The organism is Brevibacillus fluminis, assembly GCF_052072235.1.
Lineage (GTDB): Bacteria > Bacillota > Bacilli > Brevibacillales > Brevibacillaceae > Brevibacillus_D > Brevibacillus_D fluminis_A.
The window spans coordinates 848,134-871,735 of the sequence record NZ_CM125436.1 but is presented as its reverse complement, the minus strand read 5'-3'; the positions used below and the strand labels follow the sequence as shown (position 1 = coordinate 871,735).

Annotated in this window: 25 protein-coding genes, 1 riboswitch and 1 other annotated feature; of the genes, 7 read left to right on the top strand and 18 right to left on the bottom strand. The window is 54.2% G+C overall.

Annotation, left to right across the window (positions count from 1 at the left end; translation table 11 throughout):
- Nucleotides 1-7: 7 nt before the first annotated feature.
- The 3 genes from ACTID9_RS04615 to ACTID9_RS04605 form a co-directional block, all read right to left on the bottom strand.
- Nucleotides 8-571, bottom strand: a complete 564-nt coding sequence (locus ACTID9_RS04615) for a class I SAM-dependent methyltransferase (RefSeq protein WP_441070096.1) — start codon at nucleotides 569-571, stop codon at nucleotides 8-10.
- A gap of 86 nt (nucleotides 572-657) precedes the next feature.
- A complete protein-coding gene (locus tag ACTID9_RS04610; RefSeq protein WP_441070095.1) occupies nucleotides 658-1,374 on the bottom strand; it encodes a PspA/IM30 family protein in 717 nt (238 codons plus the stop codon).
- 68 nt (nucleotides 1,375-1,442) lie between these two features.
- Nucleotides 1,443-1,856 carry a LiaF transmembrane domain-containing protein gene (locus ACTID9_RS04605; protein ID WP_441070094.1) on the bottom strand — a complete coding sequence of 138 codons (414 nt, stop codon included), beginning with the start codon at nucleotides 1,854-1,856 and terminating at the stop codon, nucleotides 1,443-1,445.
- Nucleotides 1,857-2,184: 328 nt separating this feature from the next.
- Nucleotides 2,185-2,326, top strand: a riboswitch (cyclic di-AMP (ydaO/yuaA leader).
- 7 nt (nucleotides 2,327-2,333) lie between these two features.
- Between ACTID9_RS04605 and ACTID9_RS04600 the strand changes: the two genes are divergently transcribed.
- The 3 genes from ACTID9_RS04600 to ACTID9_RS04590 all read left to right on the top strand — a co-directional run bounded on the left by ACTID9_RS04600 (nucleotide 2,334) and on the right by ACTID9_RS04590 (nucleotide 5,111).
- Nucleotides 2,334-2,858 carry a C40 family peptidase gene (locus ACTID9_RS04600; protein ID WP_441070093.1) on the top strand — a complete coding sequence of 175 codons (525 nt, stop codon included), beginning with the start codon at nucleotides 2,334-2,336 and terminating at the stop codon, nucleotides 2,856-2,858.
- A gap of 184 nt (nucleotides 2,859-3,042) precedes the next feature.
- Nucleotides 3,043-3,765, top strand: a complete 723-nt coding sequence (locus tag ACTID9_RS04595; protein WP_441070092.1) for a response regulator transcription factor — start codon at nucleotides 3,043-3,045, stop codon at nucleotides 3,763-3,765.
- Nucleotides 3,766-3,767: 2 nt separating this feature from the next.
- A complete protein-coding gene (locus ACTID9_RS04590; protein WP_441070091.1) occupies nucleotides 3,768-5,111 on the top strand; it encodes an ATP-binding protein in 1,344 nt (447 codons plus the stop codon).
- Nucleotides 5,112-5,295: 184 nt separating this feature from the next.
- Here the strand turns inward: ACTID9_RS04590 and ACTID9_RS04585 are convergent, their stop codons facing one another.
- The 10 genes from ACTID9_RS04585 to ACTID9_RS04540 form a co-directional block, all read right to left on the bottom strand.
- Complete coding sequence (locus ACTID9_RS04585; protein WP_441070090.1) at nucleotides 5,296-6,642, bottom strand: cytochrome P450; 1,347 nt, start codon at nucleotides 6,640-6,642, stop codon at nucleotides 5,296-5,298.
- Nucleotides 6,643-7,035: 393 nt separating this feature from the next.
- Complete coding sequence (locus ACTID9_RS04580) at nucleotides 7,036-7,299, bottom strand: hypothetical protein (RefSeq protein WP_441070089.1); 264 nt, start codon at nucleotides 7,297-7,299, stop codon at nucleotides 7,036-7,038.
- Nucleotides 7,300-7,480: 181 nt separating this feature from the next.
- Nucleotides 7,481-8,269 carry an SDR family NAD(P)-dependent oxidoreductase gene (locus tag ACTID9_RS04575; RefSeq protein ID WP_441070088.1) on the bottom strand — a complete coding sequence of 263 codons (789 nt, stop codon included), beginning with the start codon at nucleotides 8,267-8,269 and terminating at the stop codon, nucleotides 7,481-7,483.
- Nucleotides 8,259-9,764, bottom strand: a complete 1,506-nt coding sequence (locus ACTID9_RS04570; protein ID WP_441070087.1) for a class I adenylate-forming enzyme family protein — start codon at nucleotides 9,762-9,764, stop codon at nucleotides 8,259-8,261. Before ACTID9_RS04570 ends, ACTID9_RS04575 begins: the two co-directional genes overlap by 11 nt.
- Nucleotides 9,761-10,927 carry a thiolase family protein gene (locus ACTID9_RS04565; protein WP_441070086.1) on the bottom strand — a complete coding sequence of 389 codons (1,167 nt, stop codon included), beginning with the start codon at nucleotides 10,925-10,927 and terminating at the stop codon, nucleotides 9,761-9,763. The genes ACTID9_RS04570 and ACTID9_RS04565 overlap by 4 nt, the downstream gene beginning before the upstream one ends.
- Nucleotides 10,928-11,015: 88 nt before the next feature.
- The gene (locus ACTID9_RS04560; RefSeq protein WP_441070085.1) at nucleotides 11,016-11,606 is read right to left on the bottom strand and encodes a biotin transporter BioY; all 591 of its coding nucleotides are present in this window, start codon (nucleotides 11,604-11,606) and stop codon (nucleotides 11,016-11,018) included.
- 127 nt (nucleotides 11,607-11,733) lie between these two features.
- Nucleotides 11,734-12,285: a hypothetical protein gene (locus tag ACTID9_RS04555; protein WP_441070084.1), complete on the bottom strand. Its 552-nt coding sequence runs from the start codon at nucleotides 12,283-12,285 to the stop codon at nucleotides 11,734-11,736.
- 148 nt (nucleotides 12,286-12,433) lie between these two features.
- Nucleotides 12,434-12,580, bottom strand: a complete 147-nt coding sequence (yhfH, locus tag ACTID9_RS04550; RefSeq protein WP_441070083.1) for a protein YhfH — start codon at nucleotides 12,578-12,580, stop codon at nucleotides 12,434-12,436.
- A 180-nt stretch (nucleotides 12,581-12,760) separates the two neighbouring features.
- Complete coding sequence (locus ACTID9_RS04545) at nucleotides 12,761-13,612, bottom strand: EamA family transporter (RefSeq protein ID WP_441070082.1); 852 nt, start codon at nucleotides 13,610-13,612, stop codon at nucleotides 12,761-12,763.
- Between the two features lie 174 nt (nucleotides 13,613-13,786).
- A complete protein-coding gene (locus ACTID9_RS04540; protein ID WP_441070081.1) occupies nucleotides 13,787-14,128 on the bottom strand; it encodes a hypothetical protein in 342 nt (113 codons plus the stop codon).
- 144 nt (nucleotides 14,129-14,272) lie between these two features.
- Between ACTID9_RS04540 and ACTID9_RS04535 the strand changes: the two genes are divergently transcribed.
- On the top strand, nucleotides 14,273-15,199 hold the full coding sequence (locus ACTID9_RS04535) for an RluA family pseudouridine synthase (RefSeq protein WP_441070080.1): 927 nt from the start codon (nucleotides 14,273-14,275) through the stop codon (nucleotides 15,197-15,199).
- Between the two features lie 54 nt (nucleotides 15,200-15,253).
- Here the strand turns inward: ACTID9_RS04535 and ACTID9_RS04530 are convergent, their stop codons facing one another.
- Nucleotides 15,254-15,817, bottom strand: coding sequence for a DJ-1/PfpI family protein (locus ACTID9_RS04530; protein ID WP_441070079.1), 564 nt, complete (start codon nucleotides 15,815-15,817; stop codon nucleotides 15,254-15,256).
- Nucleotides 15,818-15,866: 49 nt separating this feature from the next.
- Nucleotides 15,867-16,094, bottom strand: a binding site (T-box leader).
- Nucleotides 16,095-16,255: 161 nt separating this feature from the next.
- Here ACTID9_RS04530 and ACTID9_RS04525 point away from each other — a divergent pair.
- Nucleotides 16,256-16,921, top strand: coding sequence for a CPBP family intramembrane glutamic endopeptidase (locus ACTID9_RS04525; protein ID WP_441070078.1), 666 nt, complete (start codon nucleotides 16,256-16,258; stop codon nucleotides 16,919-16,921).
- A 39-nt stretch (nucleotides 16,922-16,960) separates the two neighbouring features.
- Here the strand turns inward: ACTID9_RS04525 and ACTID9_RS04520 are convergent, their stop codons facing one another.
- Nucleotides 16,961-17,791 (bottom strand): 1,4-dihydroxy-6-naphthoate synthase, encoded by an 831-nt coding sequence (locus tag ACTID9_RS04520; protein WP_441072413.1) that lies wholly within the window; start codon nucleotides 17,789-17,791, stop codon nucleotides 16,961-16,963.
- Nucleotides 17,791-18,423 carry a futalosine hydrolase gene (locus ACTID9_RS04515; RefSeq protein WP_441072411.1) on the bottom strand — a complete coding sequence of 211 codons (633 nt, stop codon included), beginning with the start codon at nucleotides 18,421-18,423 and terminating at the stop codon, nucleotides 17,791-17,793. Before ACTID9_RS04515 ends, ACTID9_RS04520 begins: the two co-directional genes overlap by 1 nt.
- 243 nt (nucleotides 18,424-18,666) lie before the next feature.
- Between ACTID9_RS04515 and ACTID9_RS04510 the strand changes: the two genes are divergently transcribed.
- Nucleotides 18,667-19,089: an NUDIX domain-containing protein gene (locus tag ACTID9_RS04510; RefSeq protein ID WP_441070077.1), complete on the top strand. Its 423-nt coding sequence runs from the start codon at nucleotides 18,667-18,669 to the stop codon at nucleotides 19,087-19,089.
- A 227-nt stretch (nucleotides 19,090-19,316) separates the two neighbouring features.
- On the opposite strand, the gene ACTID9_RS04505 is transcribed toward ACTID9_RS04510, so the two are convergent.
- Together ACTID9_RS04505 and ACTID9_RS04500 are read right to left on the bottom strand one after the other, a co-directional pair.
- Nucleotides 19,317-19,634 (bottom strand): ArsR/SmtB family transcription factor, encoded by a 318-nt coding sequence (locus ACTID9_RS04505; RefSeq protein WP_441070075.1) that lies wholly within the window; start codon nucleotides 19,632-19,634, stop codon nucleotides 19,317-19,319.
- Nucleotides 19,635-19,636: 2 nt separating this feature from the next.
- Nucleotides 19,637-20,050, bottom strand: coding sequence for an SRPBCC family protein (locus ACTID9_RS04500; RefSeq protein WP_441070073.1), 414 nt, complete (start codon nucleotides 20,048-20,050; stop codon nucleotides 19,637-19,639).
- A 232-nt stretch (nucleotides 20,051-20,282) separates the two neighbouring features.
- Between ACTID9_RS04500 and ACTID9_RS04495 the strand changes: the two genes are divergently transcribed.
- Nucleotides 20,283-23,594: a DEAD/DEAH box helicase gene (locus tag ACTID9_RS04495; RefSeq protein ID WP_441070071.1), complete on the top strand. Its 3,312-nt coding sequence runs from the start codon at nucleotides 20,283-20,285 to the stop codon at nucleotides 23,592-23,594.
- Nucleotides 23,595-23,602: the final 8 nt, after the last annotated feature.

The following is a 23,602-nucleotide window of genomic DNA, read 5'->3' as shown; positions in this document are numbered from 1 at the left end:
TCTAAAGTCATTTTGGTTTCGCATGCTTGCGACAAGTATAAACAAACGCAGGTGGAATGTTGAACGGCGTAAACCCGACCTCCACTTGCTCAAACAAGCTGCCAAGCATCCCTTTCATCTGCAAGGAATACTGATACGTGACAAAGACGCCATCATCGTCCAGCGAATCCATGATCGCCTGCAAAATCTCATTGCGCAGCTGCTCCGGAAACACGGCAAACGGCAAGCTGGATACGATCGCGTCTACTTTGGCCAACCCTTGCTCTTGCAAATAATCGCGCAGTTTCTGCGCCTCATCTTCAACAATCAGCCCTGGAAACCGGCTGCGCAAAATCTCCTGGAACTCTGCATCCCGCTCAATGACGAAAAAGGTGGCATCGGGCCGTTTTTTTTGCAGAATATCTTTGGTGAATACGCCTGTACCCGGTCCCAATTCCACGATTGCTCGTGCCTCATCCCACTTCACTGCCTCCATCATACGCTTGCATAGAAACCGGGAACTTGGAATCACGCTCCCGACTTGATTCGGTTGGGAGACAAAACGCCTCAAAAACAAGATGAAGTCTGTCACCTTTTTACGACCTCCTAGGGGAAAAGCAGCTCGCGCATCGCAAGCTGCTGTTAACTTTCAAGCTGTAACTATTAACTATTCAACACTTAGCTTTCTTTTCCCTGTACCGTTGCAGACTCAATTTCGGCTTTTTGATGATGCAGCTTTTCTTTGCGCAGGGCCAGCTCAGCCGCAATGTCATCGACCTCTGTGCTTCTGAAGCGATCGTCGATGGCATCGAACCCCAGCTTCGCCGTTCTCCATTGGCCGCTCATCTCCGCTTCGGCCTCCATGCGCATCACTTTTTCCTCCATGCGGATGAAGCCTTTGCTCGCATTATCGCTGCACATCCCGGTGATCGCTTCATTCACTTGCTTGTGGGTACGTGCCACTTGCGCTCTGGACATCAGCGTAAATTTTTTCGCACGCATTTTATAAAACTCGTCTTTCAGTTCGGCGAGCTTCTCGCGCATTTGCTGTGCAGCTTCTGCCGCAGATGTAAAGAGGGTTTCATATTCTTGCGCACGGGATTCGTGCAGCTTTTTGTCGACAAGCGCGCGGCGCGCCAATTCGTCATCGTTCGTCGAAAGAGCCAGTGTCACTTGACGGTCGCGTTTCTCCACGATCGCGTTGGCTTCTTCCCATTGCTGGCGGAAACGTTTTTCCAAAGCGACCTGACGGGCTACCGCCACTTCCACCTGTCCAATCTCCGTTTCCATGTCGCGCATATACTGATTCAGCATGACGATCGGATCTTCCAGAGAATCCATGACCTCATTGACAGAAGCTACCGTTAACGTGCGCAATCTTTTAAAAATACCCATTGTGAATTCCTCCTTGTACTATACCATTATTGGTTTGGTTGTGAAAAACATCTTGCTCTTTTTTTCTGTTAGGATTGCTTTTGTTTCCATTCCCGCTCAAAACGCTCCCGTTCATCTTCCTTCAATATCGACTGCGCCCAATGGCGCTCTGCCATGCTAACCGCTTCGGGCGGTTGGTGCCTGTGACTTTTCAACAAGCGGAAGCCGGCGTACATGATGGCTACTGCCACCAAGCTGGAAAACAGCAAGTTCAGTTTGCCAATCAGCATCAAAAGGCCGAACAGGAAAACAAATATCCCCCATCCTTTTGAGTTGGCCGGCTCGGTGGAAATGATTTTCTTCGCACCGTAGACCATTAACAGTCCGGGAATAAACACCTTCATGATCGTTCCAAAGTGGATACCCAGCTGATCGAATACGAGCATGATCCCTACGATGAGAAGAACCAATCCGAGAAGTATCTTCCCAGACCGCTCACCCATGATCCATCCCTCCATGATTGTGGTGTGTTGCTTATGTGTTTATTGTAGACGGGCGGCGTGTTCCGAATAACGGGCGTGCGATTGGTTTTTGCCTCAGCCTTGAGGCGGAGCTGTCCTCCTGCTTTTTGGCGAGCAGGGCAGCAAGGTTTGTTTGCTATTTAATGTAAGAATGCAAAACGAATCTAGTTGAAACGTGCAAAAGAATCGCCCTTATACGCAATCGATCGGGGAAAGTTTACAATATATTGTGACAAATTCGTGAACAAGGAAATAGAAAAGAGGAATTTGTCTGATTTCCCCGAATTGGGTATAGTATGCGTGTTAAAAAATCTAATAGTAGCCGAATTCCGACATGCTCGGAAGCGGGGGAACCAATTTTTTGGGGTGAATAGCTGTGCTTTTCTCACAGCTTAGGGCAACCTTTCTGACCGAACCCTTCAGCTAACCTCGTAGGCTCCAGGAGAGGAGCAGCTTCAGTTGCGTAAGTTGTTTTGTAGCTTTTTGATTTTGGGCCTGCTTGTAGTAGGTGCAGGTGCAGCGTACGCCCAAAACAATCCGTTGACAGATACTGTCAAAGATTTGTACGGCACTCCCTACAAGGCCTCCGGCACTACCCCAAAAGGATTTGACTGCTCCGGTTTTACACGCTACGTCTTTGATGCGTTAGGTGTAGATCTGCCTCATTCCTCAGCTGCCCAGTACGAGATTGGCACCAGCGTTGCCAAGTCCGAACTGCAACCAGGCGATCTGGTATTCTTCCAGACCAATGGCCGCAGCGTTTCTCATGTAGGCATCTACATTGGTGACAACACATTTGTTCACTCCGAGTCCAGCCACGGCGTCATGAACACCAAGCTGGATGAAGCTTATTGGAAAAAGCGCTTTGTCGGCGCAAAACGTGTAGAAATTCCTGCACTGACCGCCGCCAAAGAAGAGTCGAATAACAAAAAAGTTGTGCAAGCCGCTTCGCTCGAGACAAACCCAACGCCAAAAAAGAAATAGACGAAATGCTTTTGATGAAGTCAGGGACATCGATCTCTGGCTTTTTTTGGCCCCATTTAGTACCAGCTATCAAGATTTGCTAGCAAATCCTTCTATATCAGTGCAGAATCCGCAACAACCATGCTATGATAGGTACACACGCATGTCAGAAAAAAAGATTTGATCAGTTTTGGGGGTGCCTTTGATGAAAGAGACAATTATGATTGTTGACGATAACCAGGAAATATTCGAACTGCTGCAAGATATTTTGGAAAACGAGGGCTATGAGGTCGTATGGGCGGAAAATGGCGAGCAGGCTCTTGCCAAGCTGGAAGCCGAAGCCCAGCCCAACCTGATCCTTCTCGATATTATGATGCCGCACATGAGCGGTTACGAGCTGTGTGCCCAGATTCGCCGTGAGCGAGACATGCCGATTATTTTCCTCAGCGCAAAAGGAAAGCCGGTCGATAAGGTCGTCGGCCTGGAGATTGGCGCTGATGACTATATCACGAAGCCATTTGACGCGGAAGAGCTGCTCGCGCGCATCCGTGCGCACCTGCGCCGCTACGAGCGGATTCGCAAACAGACGCAGGAAGAACAGCCGCCAAAAGAGGCAGCATCCCCGGCCATTACCGTCCTGCGCTTTAAAGGCTTGGAAATCCACAAGGAAACGTACTCCGTGTATATCGGCGAGCAGAAGGTAGAGCTGTCGACAAAGGAGTTCCAGCTTCTGCTGTTTTTGGCGGAAAACGCTGGCATCGTCTTTACGCGGGAGCAAATCTATGACCGTGTCTGGGGGTATGGGTACGGTTCGCTCAATACCGTCACCGTCCACATCAAAAATCTGCGCGAAAAGCTGGAAGTCGAACGCACGTTTATCAAAACCCAGTGGGGTACCGGCTATGTATTCATCGGGGAGCGCCTGTAGCGATGACCATCGGGAAACGGCTGTTCCTTTCCTTTTTGGCGGTCATTGCCCTCAATTTGCTGAGCTACAAGTTCATCTTTGAAAATATCATCGTCGAGCAAATCAAAACCGACCGCCACGAGCAGTTCAAGCAGGAAATGGATGCTGCCGCGAAAGTGCGTTTGAATCAGCTGTTGCGCAGTTATCATTTTAAGGACCCTGTGGAATCCCGGGAAATATCCGAGCAGCTGCCGGATGATATGATGTATGTGATCACCGTTGAGGACGGAACGGGCAAAACCATTTTTACGAATGAATCGGAAGCCTACAGACGCAAGAAAAACTCCAGCACAAAAGTTGTGTCCGAGTACCACTTTGAATACGGTTCCACCTCGCAAGGCCGCACCATCATTCGTTTTTACACCGATGATTCCGACATTCTCGCCACCAAGGGCGTGACGATGGTGGTGATTTACATTTACGGCAGCGTGCTCATCGTCGGTCTGCTGCTCATCTTCATGCTGGTCCGCTGGATTTTGCGCCCGGTCAATGAGCTGTCCGTTTTGACCCAGAACATCAAGGCGGGGAAACGGGAAGTCTCCTTCTCGTATAAGGCCAATGACGAATTCGCAGCCTTGCTCCAATCGTTCGCCGACATGGTCGAGCAGCTGCGCATTTCCGAGGACCGGCAGCAGGAGCTGATCGCAGCGATCGCTCACGATTTCCGCACGCCGCTCACCACGATCAAAGGCTATGCTTCCTATATCGCGTCCGGCCGGATTACGGATATGGAACGCATCCGCAGGCAAATGGGCAAAATCGAGCAAAAAGTCGGGGATCTCGATGAGCTGCTCGATGAGCTGCAAGACTACTCGCGCCTGAGCAACGAGCTGCCGCTCACGATCAACCGTTTCCGCCTGCATCATTACATGCGCCAAATTAGCGAGGAATATAAAACAAAGGTGCGCGATGCGGGTCTGCATTTTCACAGCAAAATTCGCGTATCCCCGGAGCTGCACATCGAGGCCGACGAATTCAAGCTCAGGCGCGTCCTGCAAAATCTGTTAAACAATGCGATCTATTACAACAAGCCGGACGGTTCCATCCTGCTCACCTGCGACCAGCGCGATGGCCAGGTCGTCATTTCGGTCATCGACAAGGGCGAGGGGATTGCCGAAGATGAGCTGCCGAAAATTTTCACCAAGTTTTACCGCGCAGAAAAATCGCGGAACCGCAACAGCGGCGGAACCGGCCTGGGTCTGACGATTTGCCAGAGCATCATCGAGCGGCACAAAGGGCAGATTACCGTCACCAGCGAACTGGGCAGAGGAAGCTGCTTCACGGTTTCGATCCCGATCCATCAGTAGGTTGGAAAAATTCGGACAAAAGCTTTATGAACGTTTATATTCCTTTCACACACAGTTTATTTTTCGTTGCTATAGTATTCAGTAAGGAAGCTACTTTTCAATGCAATTGTTAATAACCCCCCATATAGACTTACCAAGCGGCCCGTTGCCGCCTGGTAAGCTTTTTTTTTGCTATAGCTAAAAATTATCGTTGATGAATGGTCATTTTCATGCCGTTTTTCGGACGCAACGTCACGACCGGTTCCGGGATCGCGGCCGGCTCGTTTTCGCCCCGGCTGATGCGGAATCGTTGGCCGATCGTCGCCAGAAGCAGCGCCGACTCCATCAGCGCGAAGTTGTTGCCGATGCAGATGCGCGGCCCGCCGCCAAACGGAAAATAGGCGAACTGCGGGTTACGCTTGAGCAAATCGCCGCCATCAAAGCGCTCCGGCTTGAAACGGTCGGGCTCGTCATAGAAGCGTGGATCTCGATGCATGACGAACTGGCTCATCATGAGAATCTCGCCCGGCTTGAAATGATAGCCGCCGATCTCGACCTCCTCGACTACCTCCCGATTGATCATCCAAGCCGCCGGATACAGGCGCATCGATTCCTGGACGATTTGATTCACATACGGCAAGTGCGGAATGTCGTCCACCGCAGGCACGCGCCCTTCCAGCACTTCATCAAGCTCCTGATGGAACCGGGCCTCAATCTCGGGATGCTGCGACAGCAAATACCATGTCCAGGAAAGCGTATTGGCTGTCGTTTCATGGCCCGCCACGAAAATCGTCATAACCTCATCGCGCACTTGCTTGTCCGACATGCCGGTTCCGTCCTCTTCATCGCGCGCCGCCAACAGCATGGCAAGCAGATCGGTATGCTCTGTCCCCGGGGGTTCCTTGCGCCGAGCGTCAATGATGGCGTAGATCGTCTTGTCCAGCAGCTCGGCTGCCTGCTGGAACTCTCGATTGCCTTTGGTCGGTACTTCCAGCGGAATATCGAGCACAGAGGTCGCCTTTTTGCTGATGTACTGCAACCCTACCTCGATGGCACGACCGATCTCATCCGCATTGCTGCTGACATTCGCGCCGAACATGGTGCGCGTGATGATCGCCAAGGTCAAACGCATCATTTCATGGTGGATGTCCAACGTTTCCCCGTCTTTCCACGCATCGATATGGTTCACGGCTTCTTCCACCATGATGTCTCCGTAACCGGCGATGCGGTCGCGATGGAACGCCGGCTGCATCAATCTCCGCTGCCGCAAATGTTCCTTGCCCTCGTTCGTGAGGATGCCTTCGCCTACAACCAGCTTGGCGACCTGCAGCCCTTTCGCTTTTTTGAAGTGGGCCTGTTTGACGACCAGGATTTCCTTGATATACTCCGGGTTGCTGATCAAATAGGCATGACGGCTCGGCCCCATGCGGATATGGGCCACATCGCCGTATTCGCTCGCGGCCCGAGTCAAAAAGGAAAGCGGGTCCTTGCGGAAGGACAGCAGATTGCCCGAGAGCGGCAGCCCGCGCGGCCCTGAAATTTGTGTTGTCAATGGTTTCGCCTCGCTTTTTATTGGGGGTGATCTCCTTCTTTAGTATCCTTTTCCCCTTAGCGAATTATGCATGGCGAGGCAGACTGCAAACATGGCGAGCGTCCGTGAAAAAATAAAAACAGCCAACCGACGAGATCGGCTGACTGCTTGGGAACAAAATCGCGTTATAAGTGCTTGATGACTAGTTGTTGCGAGCGGCTGTCATCGTGCCAACGAATGCAAATGTCATGGTGAGAACCAGGAAAAACATGCCTTCCAGTGTCATTGTTCTTCACTCCTCTTTCACATAAGCTCAAGCGCATCGCTGCTTGATGTGTTTATCTTACCACTAAAAACGGAGTCGGAACGTGGCGATATAAGGCGAAATTTTTACACAAAAGTGACCGAATTGTGTCATGTGGGGGGATGGCAAGGCTTTTTGGGTTTGGATTGGGTTTGGATTGGGTTTGGATTGGGTTTGGTGGAGGTGAGGGGATTTGCGAAAAAAGAGGTGGCTGCCGCCGTGGCAATGCCTGCGAGGATGTCTTCAAGTCCGGCTCCGCAAAAAAGCGGAACCGCGCGCCAATGCCACACGCTGCGCGGCGGATGTATCTCACGGATGCTGTGACGCGCGAAAGCCGTTCCGCTTTTCTGCTCCGCCTCTGCTGGCATCACCAAGGCTTACGCCCCCTCTTTTTTCGCAAATCCCTTTGCTGCACCAAAAGCATTGCCGGGGTGGAGAAAATAAAAAAAGAAAATAATAGGTTGGCTACGCCAAATTTTGTGGGCCGTGCCAGGTAGTTATAATAAAAAGCAGTTCCCGATGAGGCGTGAGCCATTGGGAACTGCTTTTTTTGTGTTATTCACTTGTTGTTTGTTGGTACACAGGCTTTGACCATAGGCCGATTTGGTTACCATTTACGCCCCAGACGGTTCCGGTTTCGGTTGGATGGGTGATGAGATGGAGCACGAGGCGGGCGACGTCTTCCGGTTGGCCGATGCGCCAGTAGTCGGGGAGTTCTTCGCCTTTTGCTCGTGCTGCGGCTTCCGCTTTTTCCACATGCGGGCGGGTCATGTCTGTCAGGGCGGCGGGGGAAATGGCGTGCACGCGGATGCCTGCTTGTTGCCACTCTTGTGCCAGGGTGTAGGTCATCGCCAAAATCGCGCCTTTTGCGGCAGCGTAATTCAGCTGGCCGACGACGCCATGCAAGCCTGCCAGCGAGGTCATGTTGATGATGACGCCGCCTGTGCCCGCCTCTTTTTTGGCTTGCAAAAACGGCTGTGTGCAGGCAAACGTTCCTTTCGCATGGACGGCAAGGACGCGGTCCCAATCATGCTCGTCCAGCTTGTGGCTCATCCGGTCGGCGACGATGCCGGCGTTGTTGACCAAATAGTCGACGCGCCCGAACGCGTCGAGCGCCGCTTCGGTCAGTTTTTTGCCTGTCTCCATCTCTTCGACCCGACCGGTAACACCGACTGCCAAGCCGCCCGATTCCTTGATTTCTGCCACGGTTCGATTCACGCCTGCTTCCGTCGTTCCGTTGACGACGACCCCAATGTTCGCCTGGGCCAAGCTGGCAGCGATTGCGCGCCCGATTCCTCGCGTAGAACCGGTAACGATTGCAGCTTTGACGCTCCTATCGCTCATTTGTCCGCCCCTCCTTTTGCTCGAAAAACAAGTCCCGCAGCTTCCGTTTGTCCGTTTTCCCCGCTGCATTGCGCGGCAGCTGCGGCACGATCCAATAGTCATCCGGCCTTCTGGCACGGGCAAAGCGATGCTGCAGCAACGCTGCCAGCCCCGGGTCCTCACCGTCAGCATCCGGACTGTTTGCCAGGGTAACCGCAGCGATAATCCGTTCACCCAGCACCCGATCCGGCACACCGAACACCGCCGCTTCGCGAATGGACTCTTCGGCAGCCAACACCCGCTCGATTTCAGCAGGATAAAGGTTCACCGCTCCGCGCACGATCACATCCTGCTTTCGCCCGACCAGATGCAAGCAGCCCGCTTCATCGAGGTAGCCAAGATCGCCGACGGTGTACCCTCCCGCTGTCGGTTGGATAAAAGGCGGCGCCTGCGCATGACCGTAGCCTTGCGCGACCATCGAGCTTTTCACATGCACCTCACCGACCTCGCCTGTCTCGAGCAGTCGCCCCCGCTCGTCGCGAATGGTCACCTCCACGCCGGGAAACGGCCGCCCGACGCTGCCAGCCACGCCGCTCTGCTGTCCGTGACGAATATAGCTGACGAAGCTGATCTCTGCGGCGCCATAATATTCGTACAAGTTACTGCCAGGAAAGGCTTGCAGCCATTTGTCCACGATTTCGAAAGACAGCTTGTCTCCCGCCGAAATGAACGTTATGCTTTCGTCCGTGAAAGGTTCGGTCCCGCTGCTTTGCCCGATCATGGCCAACAGCTTGGCATACATCGCCGGAACCATAAAGCAGGCTGTCACTCCGCCGGATTGCAAATGTTCGAGCACCGCACGGCTGTGAAAGCGCGTCATCAGCACGACCTCGCCGCCTTCATGCAGCACTTGCAGCGCAGCGATCAACGTGGCGGAATAATGCAGGGGCCCCGGCAGCAAGATCACGTCCTGCCCGCCTGTTCCGAAAGCCTCCTTCATCCGGTAAAAGCTCTTCACCCATGACCGGTGGGTGCGCAAAATGCCTTTGGGCATGCCTGTCGAACCGGAGGAAACCGCCATGTAAAAGAGCTGCTCTGGATCGAGTTCAGGCTGTTCTTTTTGCTTGGTGCATGGGATCGCCAGCCCGTGCCAGCCCGGTTCTGCCTCCAGCACCACCGATAAGCCCAAATGTTGACGCCAGTCCACAAGCTGATCATTCGGCAAGTCGGCTGGCAGCGGGACCGCGATGGAACCAGCAAGCACGGCACCATAAAAACAGGCGAAAAACGGTGCACCGTTTTCAAGCTTGAGCCCGATGCGCTGGCCGCCCAGCTTTTGCGCTCGAATCCATGCGGCGACACGTTTGCTCTTCTCGAGCAGTTCACCATAGGTGACGATCGTTCGCTCGATCCGAATGGCACACGCGTCCGGGTTTTCATGTGCCTGCCGCCAAAAACCGCTGGCAATCGTCTCCTGCAGAGCCTCCGCTGTGGCACGTACATCGCCGTTGCTCACGCGTATTCCCCCCGTTCAAACAAAACGGCAAGCCCCATTCCGCCGCCGATGCCAAGTGTCGCCAAGCCGTATTGTCCGCCCATGCGCCGCATCCCGTGCGCGAGCGACACGACCAGGATCGTGCCGGATGCCCCGTACGGATGACCCAAAGCGAGCGCACCGCCATCCGGATTGATTTTTTCATGGGGGATCGCCAGCTCATTGACACAGGCGAGCACCTGTGACGCAAACGCTTCGTTGAACTCTACCCGCTCGATGTCACCGATCGCAAGGCCGTTGCGGTCAAGCAGCTGGCGCACCGCCGGAATCGGTCCGGTGCCGAGCAAGTTCGGATCGACCCCACAGGCCACGCTGTCTTTGTAGACGAGCATCGGGGCGATGCCCAGCTGTGCCGCCTTCTGCGCCGACATGACCACGACGAGCGCAGCGCCGTCATTGACGGGACAAGCATTGCCCGCAGTGACGGTGCCGCCCTCGCGAAACACCGGGCGCAACCGGGCCAATTTTTCCATGCTGCTGTCCGCCCGGGGGCATTCATCCGCTGTCACCTCTCCGCTGGCAAGCGGGAAGGGGAGGATTTGCTCGCGATACACGCCGCCTTGCCATGCGGCGAAATAGCGCCGATGGCTCTCCAGTGCCCAGCGGTCCTGCTCCTCACGCGCAATTCCGTAGTGCAGGGCGACATTTTCGGCGGCTTCGCCCATCTCCGGGTCGCCCACAGCATCGGGTGAAAATCTCGCTCGTCCGTACATACGGGGAAGCCGTCCGTACAAGGTGCTCGGCTTTTCCATTTTCCACGGCGCTCTGCTGGTGCTCTCCACTCCGCCTGCCAAAAAAATGTCGCCGGCGCCCGCCTGCACGAGCCGACAGGCAAGCTGGACCGCTTCCAAACCTGAGCCACACTGACGATCGACCGTCACGCCCGGCACGGTCACAGGCAATCCCGCCTCCAATGCGGAAAGCCTCGCCAGATTCCCACCCGGACCGACGACATTGCCCAAAACCACATCGCTGATCGCCTCACCGTCCAGCTTGCACGCCCGTACGGCGTCTTCAATCAGCGCACAAGCCAGCTCATGCGGCTCGATGTCTCGCAGCACACCGCCGATTTTGCCGATTGGCGTCCGCTTTGCGTACACAATAACAGGTGTTTGCGGGTTCATGTTTCAACGCCCTCCCTCTCATTGAATCAGAATCGTTTCGTCACATGGAAAAAGGAAGGCTCGCCCGAAGCAACCCTTCCCTGATCATTTATAATGTTTGCCCGCGCTGATCGCCAAATCGGTCAGAAGGCGCAGCTACCTGTATCAGCGGATAAGCATAGCGCAGCCGCACCGCGATCACCGCTGCCACAGCCGCTTTCAACAGATCGCCTGGCAGGAAGATCATCGACTTGATGGCGACCGTGTAAAACGGAACGCCGGTCAATGCCGCCTGGTACGCCATGCCGATCACGTATACAACCACGATGCCGCCCAAAATATTAAACAGCAGCACTTTCCACGTGCGCAGCGAATACCAGCTTTTTTCCACCAAATATCCGATCAAATACGCAGCCAGCGGCCAGCTCAACACCCATCCCCCGCTTGCGGAAGCAAAAATGCCGATTCCGCCGCGGCCCCCCGCCAACAGCGGAACGCCCACGGCGACCAATGCCACAAAAGCAGCGACGGAAATCCCGCCGAGCCTTGCCCCAAGCAGGGCGCCTGCCAGCATGATCCCCAGCGTCTGACCGGTAATCGGTACTTCATTAAACAAAGGAAACGATATTTTCACCATGCCCAGCGCCGCTGTAATCGCCATCATGAGTGCGGCCATCACCAAATTGCGTGTGCTCACCATCCATCACCCTACTCCTGTTATGTAATGAGTGCCATTCATCAGCTTGCACTCTTAGGGTAAGGGAGAGAACCCACTTTTGTCAACTGATTATGTTTTTAGGTTAACAAAAAAACAACGCTGTTCTGGACTATAACAGCTCTTTCAGCTTTTTCATTGATAGAAAACAGTGCTCCAGCAAATCACGCATATCCTGGATGTTTCCTTCATCGATCTTGCGGAGGAAATCAAGCGTAATCGTATCCTCAAACTGCGCAGGCGGCCATTCTCTTGACCCGCTATCGATCTGCGCCATGAGCTGCTGCGTGATTTGCGGCCGGTTCCCCCAGATTTCGTTCAAAATCGCATCGATGGCTTCCGTTTCCCGCGCGACTTCCCGCACGCGCATCTTGAATGTGATACAGATGGTACAGCCGATATGATCCGTCAGCGATTGTTCGAGCTGTTCGCTTGCGATGTCCGCCAATGACGTCTTGAGCTTCACGTGAGCCATGACTTTATCGGCCGGGTCGATCAGCACGTCATCGGCCAGGCAAAACTCAATTTGAAACGAGCGGTGAAATGCAGCCAAATCAGCCAGATCAGAACGTCCGGTCACGAAAATCACATTGTCGAAATCGGCGTCGTAGACGGCCCCCTCCAGCACCACCTTCAAATTGTCAAACACGGTCGGGTGAAACATTTCTTCTCCTCCATCCTCATTCGGAACACTACTTCCTATCATGCGCTTTTTTTCCGCCAAACGCAAAATGGAATCAGCATTCCCGAACACAACAAAACCACTCGTCTCCATTAGAGAACAAGTGGTTTTTCATTCGCTTGGGCCGATCTTATTTTTTATTTGCAATCACGTATTCCTTCTCTTGGCAAGTGAAGCACTCGTTCATGTACGCTTCCGCCTGCTCCACAATCACTTCACCACAAGCAGCGCAGCATTTCGGTTGTAAATTACGAAAGAATGTAGAAACAGGTGTCATAGTACAGCCCCTCCAGTTATCTTGTTGTTATGATTGTATTATAACAAGTATCATTCCGTAAATCTTTGTTGTAATACATTTACGGACATTTTGCAGAAAATTCATCGATTTCCTTCAAATCGCTCGTTCTTTCTCTGTTTCTCGCTGTATCGGACTATTCTTCACCTGTTCTACTACAATCTATCCCCACATCCCGATGCAAATAATGCCAACCGTGATGACCGCCGACATCATCACCCGCTTCAAGCCTTGCTGCTCTTTTAAAATATAAATGCCAAACAGCGTGCCGAAAACGGTTCCGATCTCACGCACCGGCGCGATGTGGGCGAGCGGTGCCACCTTCATGGCAAGCAGAAACAAAAGGTATGAGGCCGGCGACATGATCGCACCAAGTACAATCGTCTTCTTGTTCACCCGCCACTCCCGGCGCAGCTCCTCCTTTGATTTCAGCGAAACCCAGGCAAACGCAAAGACGAAGCCAAGATTGGAGATTTCCAGCACGCTCAACGGCGATAAATATTGCAGGGTGACTTTGTCCCCCAATACATAGCCGATGGTGCTCAAGCCGACCAAAAACGCGAACAGGATCGCTTTATAGGACAAAGCGTCCATTTTCGCTGTGCCCAACCCGCTGATGATCAACAGCCCGCCCGTTACACAGGCAAGTCCAATCCATCCGAATAGCGACAAGGATTCACCAAACAGCAAGATTCCGACAATCGGGATAAAAAAAGCGGACGTTCCCCGGATGATCGGATACACCTGGGACAAATCACCGAACTGGTACGCTTTGGACATGAAATAAACATAGGCCAACTGGGAGAAAAAAGAGAGCAGCACGTAATACACGACCGGGGTTTGCAGCGCTTTGGTGAACAGCTCTGCAGCGACAAACGGAAACAGCGCAGCAACGGCAAGAACGTGGATGGACCAGAGAAACACCTGCTTGTTCAGGCTCCTTTTGGTGAAAAGGTTCCAGCAGGCGTGAATCACCCCTGAACAGATGACAAGCAGTGTTGCGATCGACGTCAAGAATACCACCTCATCAGGCGAATTTGGCTTTGCACACCTTTATTATAGGGCGTGGTTGCGGATTATCCAACATAAAACAGGAAAATACATAGAAAAACAACAATAAAGATTGAGTTTGTGGCGGTTCGGGGATGCCTCAACCCAAATAAAAAACAGCCCCGAAAGGCTGTTTTTTTATACTGCTTCGTAGATGGCTTCGTAGCGCTTGCCGATCTCTTCATCGTTCAAGCCCATCTCATGCAGTCGCTTCATCATGGCGCTGATCCAGATGTCGGTGCGCTCCACGATTTTTTTGTACTTTTTCATTTCCTTCAGACGGCGTTTGGCGCGGTCGTCAGCGTTGGACTTGAGGTTGTCCAGGATGAAGAGCATCTGCATGCTTTCTTCCTCACCCAAACCTTCCCAGCCCTTGCCCAGGAAATCAATCACTTCTTTATAGTATCGGTCGAACTCCTCAAACGAGATTTCAGTATCCATGTTGAGGTATTCCTTCATTTTGTCAAACAAAGCCTGCATCCTTGTAACACTCCCTCGCTTTTCTAGTGACATTATAGCAAAAAGAAATAGCCGAAAGAAAGCGCCATCTACCCAAACCATGCGTTTTGCCAGCATTTCGCCTATAATAGAGAGAAATGAACGGTACAAAGGAGTTCTCAGCGAATGAACAAGCGCAGCAGCCACACCCCCAAAAACGCAGCAGATCCCAAACAGTATACGGTCAAGGAGCCGGAGGAGCTGCTCCGTTTTTTATTGAACACGCTCTCGAATCTGGGGCGCAATTCCGTGAAAGCGATTTTGACCCGCGGTCAAGTCTCTGTCAACGGCAAGGTTGAGACACGCTACAATTGCCAGCTTCACCCCGGGCAGATCGTCACGATCCGCCGGGAGAAGATCGTGGAAGCGCCGCCGCTGGTCGGCTTGAAAATTTTGCATGAGGATGACGATGTGATCGTCGTGCAAAAAGATGCCGGGCTTCTCTCCATTTCTTCCGGCAAAGGGGTGGAAAACGAACTGACCGCCTACCGGCAGCTGATGGAGCATGTCCGGCAGACCAATCCGGTTAACCGGATTTTTATCGTGCACCGATTGGACCGTGACACATCCGGCGTGATGATGTTTGCCAAAAGCGAGCGGGTTCAGCAGCTGCTGCAAAACAGCTGGAAAGAAGGCGTACATGAGCGGGTGTACGTCGCCTTGGTTGAAGGCGCTGTAAAAAAAGCGGAGGGGACGATCTCCTCCTGGCTGAAGGAAAGCGCCACGCTGAAAATGTATTCGAGCCGTCATCCGGGCGACGGCCAGCATGCGGTGACGCACTATAAAGTGCTTACCGCCGACCGCCACTTTTCGCTGCTGGAGGTCCGCCTCGAAACCGGCCGGAAAAATCAGATCCGCGTTCATATGCAAGACATCGGACACCCGATCGTCGGCGACAAAAAATACGGTGCCAAAACAAAGCCGATCGGCCGAATGGGGCTGCACGCGCGCGTCCTGTCCTTCGCCCATCCGACGACCGGCAAGCTGATGCGCTTCGAGACCGACATTCCCAAATCGTTTTACCAGCCGTTCCGCAGCGCGCCTGCGAAATAAAGACAAAGAGACGAAGCTGTCGCATGCGCGGCGTTCGTCTCTTTTTTATATGGGCTACACGCGCCAAAATTGCAGAAAGGCGTCAAGTGTCTGCTCATCATAGACGGCAAGCCGCTTGACAATTGCATGGGCGAATTCGATCGGGTATCTACCGCTCGCGGTGATCAGCCCTTCCGTGAAGACAACCGGTACCTCTTCATACAGCGCTTCCCCATTGTAGCCAGGCGCCCCCTCCTGCAAATAAGCAAGCCCGTTGCTCGTATGCTTGCGTTCATCGAGCACCCCATGACGCGCGAGAAACAGCGTCGCCCCGCAAATCGCCGCGACCGGAATGCCTTTTTGCAGCAAGCGATTTACGAGGGTGCGAATCGGCTCGGGATCATTCGTTTCCCACATCGAGCCGCCCGGTAAAATCAGCATCGACACCTCGTCGTCGCATAGATCCGCGATCGTTTTATCCGGGATTACGCGCAAGCCGCCGCCCGTTACGATTGTTTCAGCTGTCAATGAAAACGTGTGCAGCGCCCTCCCATTCGCCGTTTTCAAATCATACGTCACCAAACCGATCTCCCAGTCCGCCAAGCCATCGAACACGAATACATGTACAGCCTTTTCCATCGTTCCTCTCTCCCCTTTCTTTTCTGTAAAAAAATAAATTCCCCGTCCGAAAAGGGACGAGGAATCGCGGTACCACCCTGATTAGCAACACAAACAGGCTTGCTCTCTTTTGCAAACGATAACGGGCTTTGCCGTTTCACTCTAGTAGGCGTGACGCCGTTCAAGCGACGACTCGGGAGTGAATTTCGCTGCGCATGCCTTCAATATGCTTGCAGTCGGCGGCATATTGTCCCTGGAAAGGCTGGAAGCAGTTACTTGTCTCCGTCATTGTCATTGTCTTTGGATTTGTTTTTTGTAAATTATACCCAGTCGTCTGTTATTTGTAAATCGTTCTCTCCGCTTCGCGGTACCAGCAAAAGTTGGTACTCCCCCAATCGCATCCGCCTCGATAAGATGGATCTGATGTACATAAACAAGCCTGATCTGGGTGGGGATGGCATGGCACTGATTGTTTTGTTGGCGGCGCCGACGCTGCTGATTTTTCTCGGTTTGCAAGTGATGAACAGCGTTCCGATCACGTTCCTGCTGTTCTACGGATGGCTTTTTGCCGTCCCGTTCATCGATATGATGCTGGTGAAACGATTTACCTTTTCGCAGACCATGCATCAGCTCGGTTTTATACCCCAGCGAAAAAGCATCGTGGTCGGCTTGGTGTCGGGGGCTGTTTACTTTTTGGTCATTCTTTTGGCAGGTTCGCTTTTTCTTCCGCTTCTGTTCAAGAAGGCCGAGCTGGAGCGGCTGCTTGTCGAATGGAATTTTTCCGGCGAGCTGTTTTGGTGGCTGGTGCTGGTTCTGGTCTTGGTGAACCCGTTTTTGGAGGAGCTGTACTGGCGGGGCTATTTTTTCTGCAAAGCACAAGGTCGTTTTACGCAAAAGAAGCTGATTTGGCTCAGCTCCTTCTTTTACAGCCTGTATCATCTGCTCTCGGTGGTGCCGCTGTTCGCTTGGCCCACGCCGATCATCGTCATCATCGCGGTATTTGTGGCCGGTGTGAGCTGGGGGATGCTGCGGGCCAAAACCGGTTCGCTGGCAGGCGCTGTCGCAAGCCACATCTTTGCTGACGCGGGGATCATTTTGCTGTATCTGCTCTATTTGCGAAGCTAAAAAAGGCGCGGGTAGGCGCCTTTTTTGTTTCCGCTTCGTTTACCGCAGCAGCGCCAAGTCCACTTTTGGCACCAGCCCTTCGTCTGCAGCACGGCTGAGCAGAGCAGAAATCGCTGCGTAGCCGTCCTCGCCGAGATCGGCGGTGAACTTGTTGACATACAGATCGATGTGCGCCTGCGCCACCTCCGGGGACAGCTCCTGCGCGTGGCACATCACATAATCCCGCGATTCCTCCGGGTGCGCCCAAGCGTATTCGACCGATGCGCGCGTCCATTTGGCGATCGCCTCGAGGTCTAGCGAGCGGCGGGCGATAATCGCCCCCAGCGGAATCGGCAGCCCTGTGTCAGCCTCCCACCAGCTGCCCAGGTCGGTCAGCATGGACAAGCCGTAGTTTTGGTACGTAAACCGCGCTTCGTGGATGACCAGACCAGCGTCGATCTTGCCGTCGCGCACGGCAGGCATGATCTCATGGAACGGCATGACCACGATCTCGCCTACGCCGCCCGGAACATTTTGCGCTGCCCACAAACGGAACAGCAAATAAGCGGTGGACCGCTCGCTCGGCACGGCCACGCGTTTGCCTGAAATCGCCGCCGGGTCTTGGCTTGCGCCAGTTGTCAAAACGAGTGGGCCGCAGCCTCTGCCAAGCGCTCCGCCACATGGGATGAGGGCATACTCCTGCAAAACCCACGGCAACGCCGCATAGGAAATTTTGAGTACCTCCGGCCCTTGGCCGCTTGCCGCCAAACCGTTTGTAATATCGATATCCGCATACATCACATCCAGCTCGGGCGCTCCAGGAATCAAGCCATGCGCCCAGGCATGGAAAACAAATGTGTCATTCGGACAAGGGGAAAATGCGATTTTCATCATAACACCTCCGCTACTACTTTGCTGGCAGCCTCAAGCGCCTCCAGCGCGTCTTTGATGCGCCAAGCAGCCCGATCGCGCGGGCCAACCATGTTCGATACGGTGCGAATTTCCAGGACCGGCACGCCGGCCGCTTTGGCTGCGGTCGCTACGCCAAAGCCTTCCATCGCCTCGGCAGCCGCGCCGGGAATGCGGCTCGCTAGCTCCGCTGCGGTTTCGGCTGTCCCTGTAACCGTCGACAGCGTGAGCACGGGGCCTGACACCGTGGCCACGCCAGCTGCCCGCAACGCTTCCGTGACGCGCGTCGCCCTGGCTGCGTCTACCGCGATGCGGGCTGAGCCGAATCCAAGCTCATCGATGCTGCAAAAACCGTCCGGCGTCTGTGCGCCCAGATCGGCCGCGATGATTTCGCTCGCCACAACCACTGATCCCATCTCCGCCTGACCCGCAAAGCCGCCCGCAATCCCGGCGCAGATGACCAGCTCGTACGATTTGCCGGCAAGCGCCCGCGCTGTGCTCGCCGCAGCCGAAACCGGGCCGACGCCCCCGATCAATACCTCAAACCGTTTATCACCATTCAGGCCGCGCACCACTGCATCATGCTCCGGTCCGACAGACGTAACGATCAACATGCTCAGAATGCCCAGCTCCTTTCTTTCGTGAAAATCGTGACGGCAGCCCCGCTTGCGCAAAGCGGCTCGTCCTTTTTGGCAATGATGCCGCGCCGTTTTTTTCGCAAATCGGCTTTTCACTTCTGGTATACTTTCTTAAAGTTATCTCTATCCTCTCCACTTGTAAAGTTTTTCGGTGCAAAGCGATACGTAAAAACTTACATATCGATTGCAAAAATTCGCGAAGATGGGACGTGACGTCGCATGGCAGAGCAATACCCGCGCATCGGAGTCGGTGCGGTGATTCTCAATGAACGAAACGAAATCTTGCTGGTTTGGCGCAACCGCAATCCGGAAAAAGATACGTGGAGCATTCCCGGCGGCAAGGTGGACCTGTATGAGAAATTGGAATCGACCGTCGTCCGCGAAATCAAGGAAGAAGTGAATCTTGATGTGGAAATCGAGCAGCTTCTCTGCATGGCGGAAACGATCGACCCTGCGCTTGGCGAGCATTGGGTATCTTCCATCTACAAAGTCCGGATCATCGGCGGGGAAGCGCGCAATATGGAAGAGGGCGGCGCGATCGGCGATATGCGCTGGTTTGCGCTCGACCAGCTGCCGCCGAATTTGGCTTGTTTCACCGTGCCAGCCGTGCGTGCGCTTAGGCAGCTCGAACCCGCCCGCTGATCAAAAAGGGAAGCTCTCTGGCAAAAAAATAGACCAAAACGCCGATGCGCTCTGGTCTATTTTTTTATTGCTTGAAGCAGTTAAGGACCCAGTTGAAGTTGTTGCGGTCGATGAGCTGGCCGTGCAGCGCGCCGAAAAAGTATCCTGCAGCGGAACTGTCACTTGCCCGTCCGCTCCCGGCTGCTCGAATACGCGTTCCGCCTCCCTGAATGGTTTCCTGCGGCCCCTTATTCTGATGGAAACAAGTTTTTCAGATTCATGATTTTTTCATCCCAAAACTGTTCGTAATGGGCCAACCACTCTTTCACTTCGCGCAGCGCCTGCGGATTGAGCCGGTAAATTTTTTCGCGCCCGATCTTCTCTTCCTTGATCAGATCAGCGCCCTTTAAAATGCGCAGATGCTTGGAAACGGCCGTCCGCGTAACCGGAAATCGGCCGGAAAGCTCCGTCACGTTCATCTGCTTCACCGACAAAAGCGACAAAATCGCACGGCGGGTCGGATCGGCTATGCCCTCGAACACATCATACCGTCTCGCCTGCTCCAACTTTAGCTCGCCTCTACCTGTGCGGCAAGACGAGGGAAGCAATGGTGAACCCAGCCATGATCCAGCATGTCGCGAATCGCCTTCGTGCTTTCCGTCCAGCCGGAGTGAACGAGCGACACTTCGGTCTTGCCATCCTGCTCGGTAAGCTCGATCGTCACGAGCAGATTGGTCAGTCCGCCGCCTTCCCACGTGAATGCGAGCAAATTCGGCGCTTCAAGCTTGACCACCTCGCACGCGATCGTCCCGTCCCACTCCCCTCTCGGAGACGTTTGCATGGTGAATCGCGCGCCCAGCTCGGGGACGAATGTATTGGGCATCAGCCATGATGCGAGTCCTGCCGATGTCGCAACCGTCTCCCATACCTGCTGAATCGGGGCATGCAATGTGATGTGATGCTTAATGTCAGGAACCAACATGTTCTCGATCACTCCTGTTCAATATGTAACCTTTTGGTTTCGTTTATCATATGAAACGAAATGGTTTCATGTCAAGCTTCTCCTGTCCGTCCCCAGCTGGTAAATGTATGCTCCCTTGCAGTTCAACGCAGGAAGCATACTCGTTATCGCATTTCGTTTGCAGCAGATTCTGTTATGATAGACTGAACAGGTATCTTTTGTTGCGAAACTAATGAAAAGGAAGGATCAGGGAATGGGCTTTCAGTTGACATCGCGGATCATTATGCAGCTGTGCGGACGCCTTGCCTATGAGCGGGGAGAAGCATATCAACGGGCGAAACAGGTGATCTTCAGCAACTACGATGCGGACGCCTCCCTCTACGAAGCAACGGTCAGGGGCACTGGCAACTATCAGGTTCACATCCAGTTGGACCAGACCGGTGTCGAGGCGGAATGCACCTGCTCCTCCTTTGGCTCCTCTGACGATTATTGCAAACATATCGCAGCTGTGCTGCTCACCATACGCGATACGCAAAGCGGCAAAACTCCCATCCGCTCATTCGCTTCCATGCTCCATCCCGACAATCGATCTTTGGCTGATGAAGAAGGCTATTTGCAGCCGCGCTCGCCGGGAATCCAGGCAGCCGATCGGCAGCTCACCAACCGCATCCTGGATTTGTTCCACGAAAAGCCGGTGCGCCCGAGCGTCGCCCGGCCTTTGTTCGATCCGCGCGCTGTTCTGGACGTGGAATTCACCTTGAAGGTGGCCACGATCGGGTTTGGCCAGCGCCGCTCCTTGTTTGGCATCGAACTCAAGCTTGGGCCGAAACGGCTTTATGTCGTACAAAAGATCAGGGAATTTCTTGATCATGTCGCCCGTGGAGCTACCTATTTTTTCTCCAAAAACTTCATGTACGATCCCGCAGCGCATTGTTTCCAACGGGAAAATGACGCGGTGATCCAGGCCTTGATCGGACTTTATCAAAATGAACAGGTGTATCGCGAAAGCATCGCGATGTACAGCAGCCACACCCGCAACGACAATGAGCGGCGCATGCTGATTTCGCCCGCCTCCTGGGACGCTCTGTTCCCGCTGTTGACCCAAGCGCCAAATGTGAAGCTTGTGCAGGAGGAAGCCGTTTATGATGGGCTCCAGTTAACGACAGACCCGCTGCCGCTCCATTTTGATTTCGATCAATCCGGCCAGTCGAGCTATCGCCTGGACATCCAGGGGCTGGAGACGATCACCGTGCTGGAGCCGTACAACATCGTCCTGTGCAACGGGAAGGTCACCAAGCTCGCCCCCGAACCTTGCAGACGGCTCGCCGAGATCAAGCAAACGCTCCATTCGCCCGGCAAGCAGCAGCTCTTGATCGCGCAGGAGCAAATGGAGCCTTTCATGGTCAAAGTCGTCCCCGGCTTGCTCTCGCTCGGCAGCGTCCACGTCGCGCAAGCTGTGTCCGACCGGATCGAACAGACGCCGCTTTCGGCCAAGCTGTATCTCGACCGGATCAGGGACCGGCTGCTCGCAGGGCTTGAATTTCACTACGGCGACATCAAGATCAACCCGCTGGCTGCATCCAGTCAAAAGCCGGGAGCCGAGAGGATTTTGATCCGGGATGGCGAAAAAGAGCAGCGTATTTTGGAACTGATGGACCAAAGCAATTTCAGCAAGACCGAAGAAGGCTATTATCTGGAGGACGAGGAAGCGGAATACGACTTTTTATACTACCGGCTGCCGGAGCTGAAAAAACTGCTCACCGTGTTCGCCACCACCGCCGTCAAGCTGCGCATACATCCGGGCCATACGGTACCGAAAGTGACGGTGGATGTCAACGAAAGAACCAATTGGCTGGAGCTTGGCTTTGAGTTGGACGGGATTCCCGAGAAGGAAATCCGCCTCGTCATACGCTCCCTTGAAGAAAAACGGCGCTATTACCGCATGGCCGACGGCTCGCTTCTGCCGCTGGAGAGCGCAGAGTTCCGCGAGATCAGCCAGCTGATGAGCGACATGGGCGTAACGGCGATCGATCTCAAGACTGCGGGCATCCACATCCCCGTCGTACGCGGGCTCCAGCTGCTCGACCGCGAACGGCAAGGAAACAGCGTCAAGCTGGGCAAATCGTTTCGCCGCCTGCTGGAAAACATGCGCAACCCCGACAATCTCGATTTTCGCGTGCCCGAGGAGCTGGACGGGGTGCTGCGCGACTATCAGAAATATGGCTTCCAGTGGATGAAAACGCTCGCCCATTATCAGTTCGGCGGCATTTTGGCCGATGACATGGGGCTTGGCAAAACGCTGCAAAGCATTGCGTTCATCGTTTCGATTTTGCCGGAAATCAGGGAGCGCGAAGAGCCTGCGCTGATCGTCGCACCCGCCTCTCTCGTTTACAATTGGCAAAATGAGCTGAAACGATTCGCGCCGCAAGTCCGTTCCGTCATCGCGGACGGCACGAAAGCCGAGCGGACCCGCTTGATCAAAGCGTACGCCGATGCGGATGTGGTGATCACGTCCTACCCGTTGCTGCGCAGAGACGTCGAGCAGTATGCCGCCCGGTCGTTCCATACGCTCTTTTTGGACGAGGCACAAGTTTTTAAAAACCACGCCACCCAGACTGCGCATGCGGTAAAAGAACTCGTGGCACGGCACCGCTTTGCCCTTACCGGCACACCGGTGGAAAACCGGCTGGAAGAGCTGTGGTCCATTTACGATGCGGTGTTCCCGGAGCTGTTCGGCAATCGCAAGGCGTTCCACAACCTGACGCGCGATGCGGTCGCCAAGCGCATCCGCCCTTTTTTGCTGCGCCGCCTGAAAACGGACGTGCTGAAGGAGCTGCCGGAAAAAATCGAAACGCTGCAAGCTTCAGCGCTCCTGCCCGATCAGAAGAAGCTGTATGCGGCCTATTTGGCCAAGCTGCAGCAGGAAACGCTCAAGCATTTGAACGAGGACGGCTTCCAAAAAAGCCGGATTCGCATCCTTGCCGGCTTGACCCGGCTGCGCCAGCTTTGCTGCCATCCGGCCCTGTTCGTCGAGGACTACACCGGAAGCTCCGCCAAATTCGAGCAGCTGTTTGAAATCATCGAGGAGTGCCGCGCTGCGGGCAAACGCTTGCTCATCTTCTCCCAGTTCACCGACATGCTGCGCATGATCGGGCGCGAGCTGGGCTTTCAGGGCGTCCCGTTTTTCTATCTGGACGGACAGACGCCCGGCGCCGAACGGGTCGAGCTGTGCCGCCGCTACAACGAAGGCGAGCGCGATCTGTTCCTCATCTCGCTTAAAGCGGGCGGAACCGGTCTCAACCTGACCGGAGCGGATACGGTGATCCTCTACGACCTGTGGTGGAATCCCGCCGTGGAGCAGCAAGCCGCAGACCGCGCCCACCGCATCGGCCAAAAGAACGTGGTGCAGATCATCCGCCTTGTCACACAAGGCACGGTGGAGGATAAAATGTTCGAGCTTCAGCAAAAAAAGAAAAACCTCATCGAAGAAGTGATCAAGCCCGGACAGGAGGAATTGTCCGCTTTAACCGAAGCGGACATCCGTGAAATTTTGATGATTGGATGAGGAGGACG

Coding starts and splice junctions, on each gene's coding strand:
- ACTID9_RS04610 (WP_441070095.1), bottom strand. CDS start 1,374: ATGGGTATTTTTAAAAGATTGCGCACGTTAACGGTAGCTTCTGTCAAT.
- ACTID9_RS04605 (WP_441070094.1), bottom strand. CDS start 1,856: ATGGGTGAGCGGTCTGGGAAGATACTTCTCGGATTGGTTCTTCTCATC.
- ACTID9_RS04595 (WP_441070092.1), top strand. CDS start 3,043: ATGAAAGAGACAATTATGATTGTTGACGATAACCAGGAAATATTCGAA.
- ACTID9_RS04590 (WP_441070091.1), top strand. CDS start 3,768: ATGACCATCGGGAAACGGCTGTTCCTTTCCTTTTTGGCGGTCATTGCC.
- ACTID9_RS04575 (WP_441070088.1), bottom strand. CDS start 8,269: ATGAGCGATAGGAGCGTCAAAGCTGCAATCGTTACCGGTTCTACGCGA.
- ACTID9_RS04565 (WP_441070086.1), bottom strand. CDS start 10,927: ATGAACCCGCAAACACCTGTTATTGTGTACGCAAAGCGGACGCCAATC.
- ACTID9_RS04560 (WP_441070085.1), bottom strand. CDS start 11,606: ATGGTGAGCACACGCAATTTGGTGATGGCCGCACTCATGATGGCGATT.
- ACTID9_RS04555 (WP_441070084.1), bottom strand. CDS start 12,285: ATGTTTCACCCGACCGTGTTTGACAATTTGAAGGTGGTGCTGGAGGGG.
- yhfH (WP_441070083.1), bottom strand. CDS start 12,580: ATGACACCTGTTTCTACATTCTTTCGTAATTTACAACCGAAATGCTGC.
- ACTID9_RS04540 (WP_441070081.1), bottom strand. CDS start 14,128: ATGCAGGCTTTGTTTGACAAAATGAAGGAATACCTCAACATGGATACT.
- ACTID9_RS04535 (WP_441070080.1), top strand. CDS start 14,273: ATGAACAAGCGCAGCAGCCACACCCCCAAAAACGCAGCAGATCCCAAA.
- ACTID9_RS04530 (WP_441070079.1), bottom strand. CDS start 15,817: ATGGAAAAGGCTGTACATGTATTCGTGTTCGATGGCTTGGCGGACTGG.
- ACTID9_RS04525 (WP_441070078.1), top strand. CDS start 16,256: ATGGCACTGATTGTTTTGTTGGCGGCGCCGACGCTGCTGATTTTTCTC.
- ACTID9_RS04520 (WP_441072413.1), bottom strand. CDS start 17,791: ATGAAAATCGCATTTTCCCCTTGTCCGAATGACACATTTGTTTTCCAT.
- ACTID9_RS04515 (WP_441072411.1), bottom strand. CDS start 18,423: ATGTTGATCGTTACGTCTGTCGGACCGGAGCATGATGCAGTGGTGCGC.
- ACTID9_RS04510 (WP_441070077.1), top strand. CDS start 18,667: ATGGCAGAGCAATACCCGCGCATCGGAGTCGGTGCGGTGATTCTCAAT.
- ACTID9_RS04500 (WP_441070073.1), bottom strand. CDS start 20,050: ATGTTGGTTCCTGACATTAAGCATCACATCACATTGCATGCCCCGATT.
- ACTID9_RS04495 (WP_441070071.1), top strand. CDS start 20,283: ATGGGCTTTCAGTTGACATCGCGGATCATTATGCAGCTGTGCGGACGC.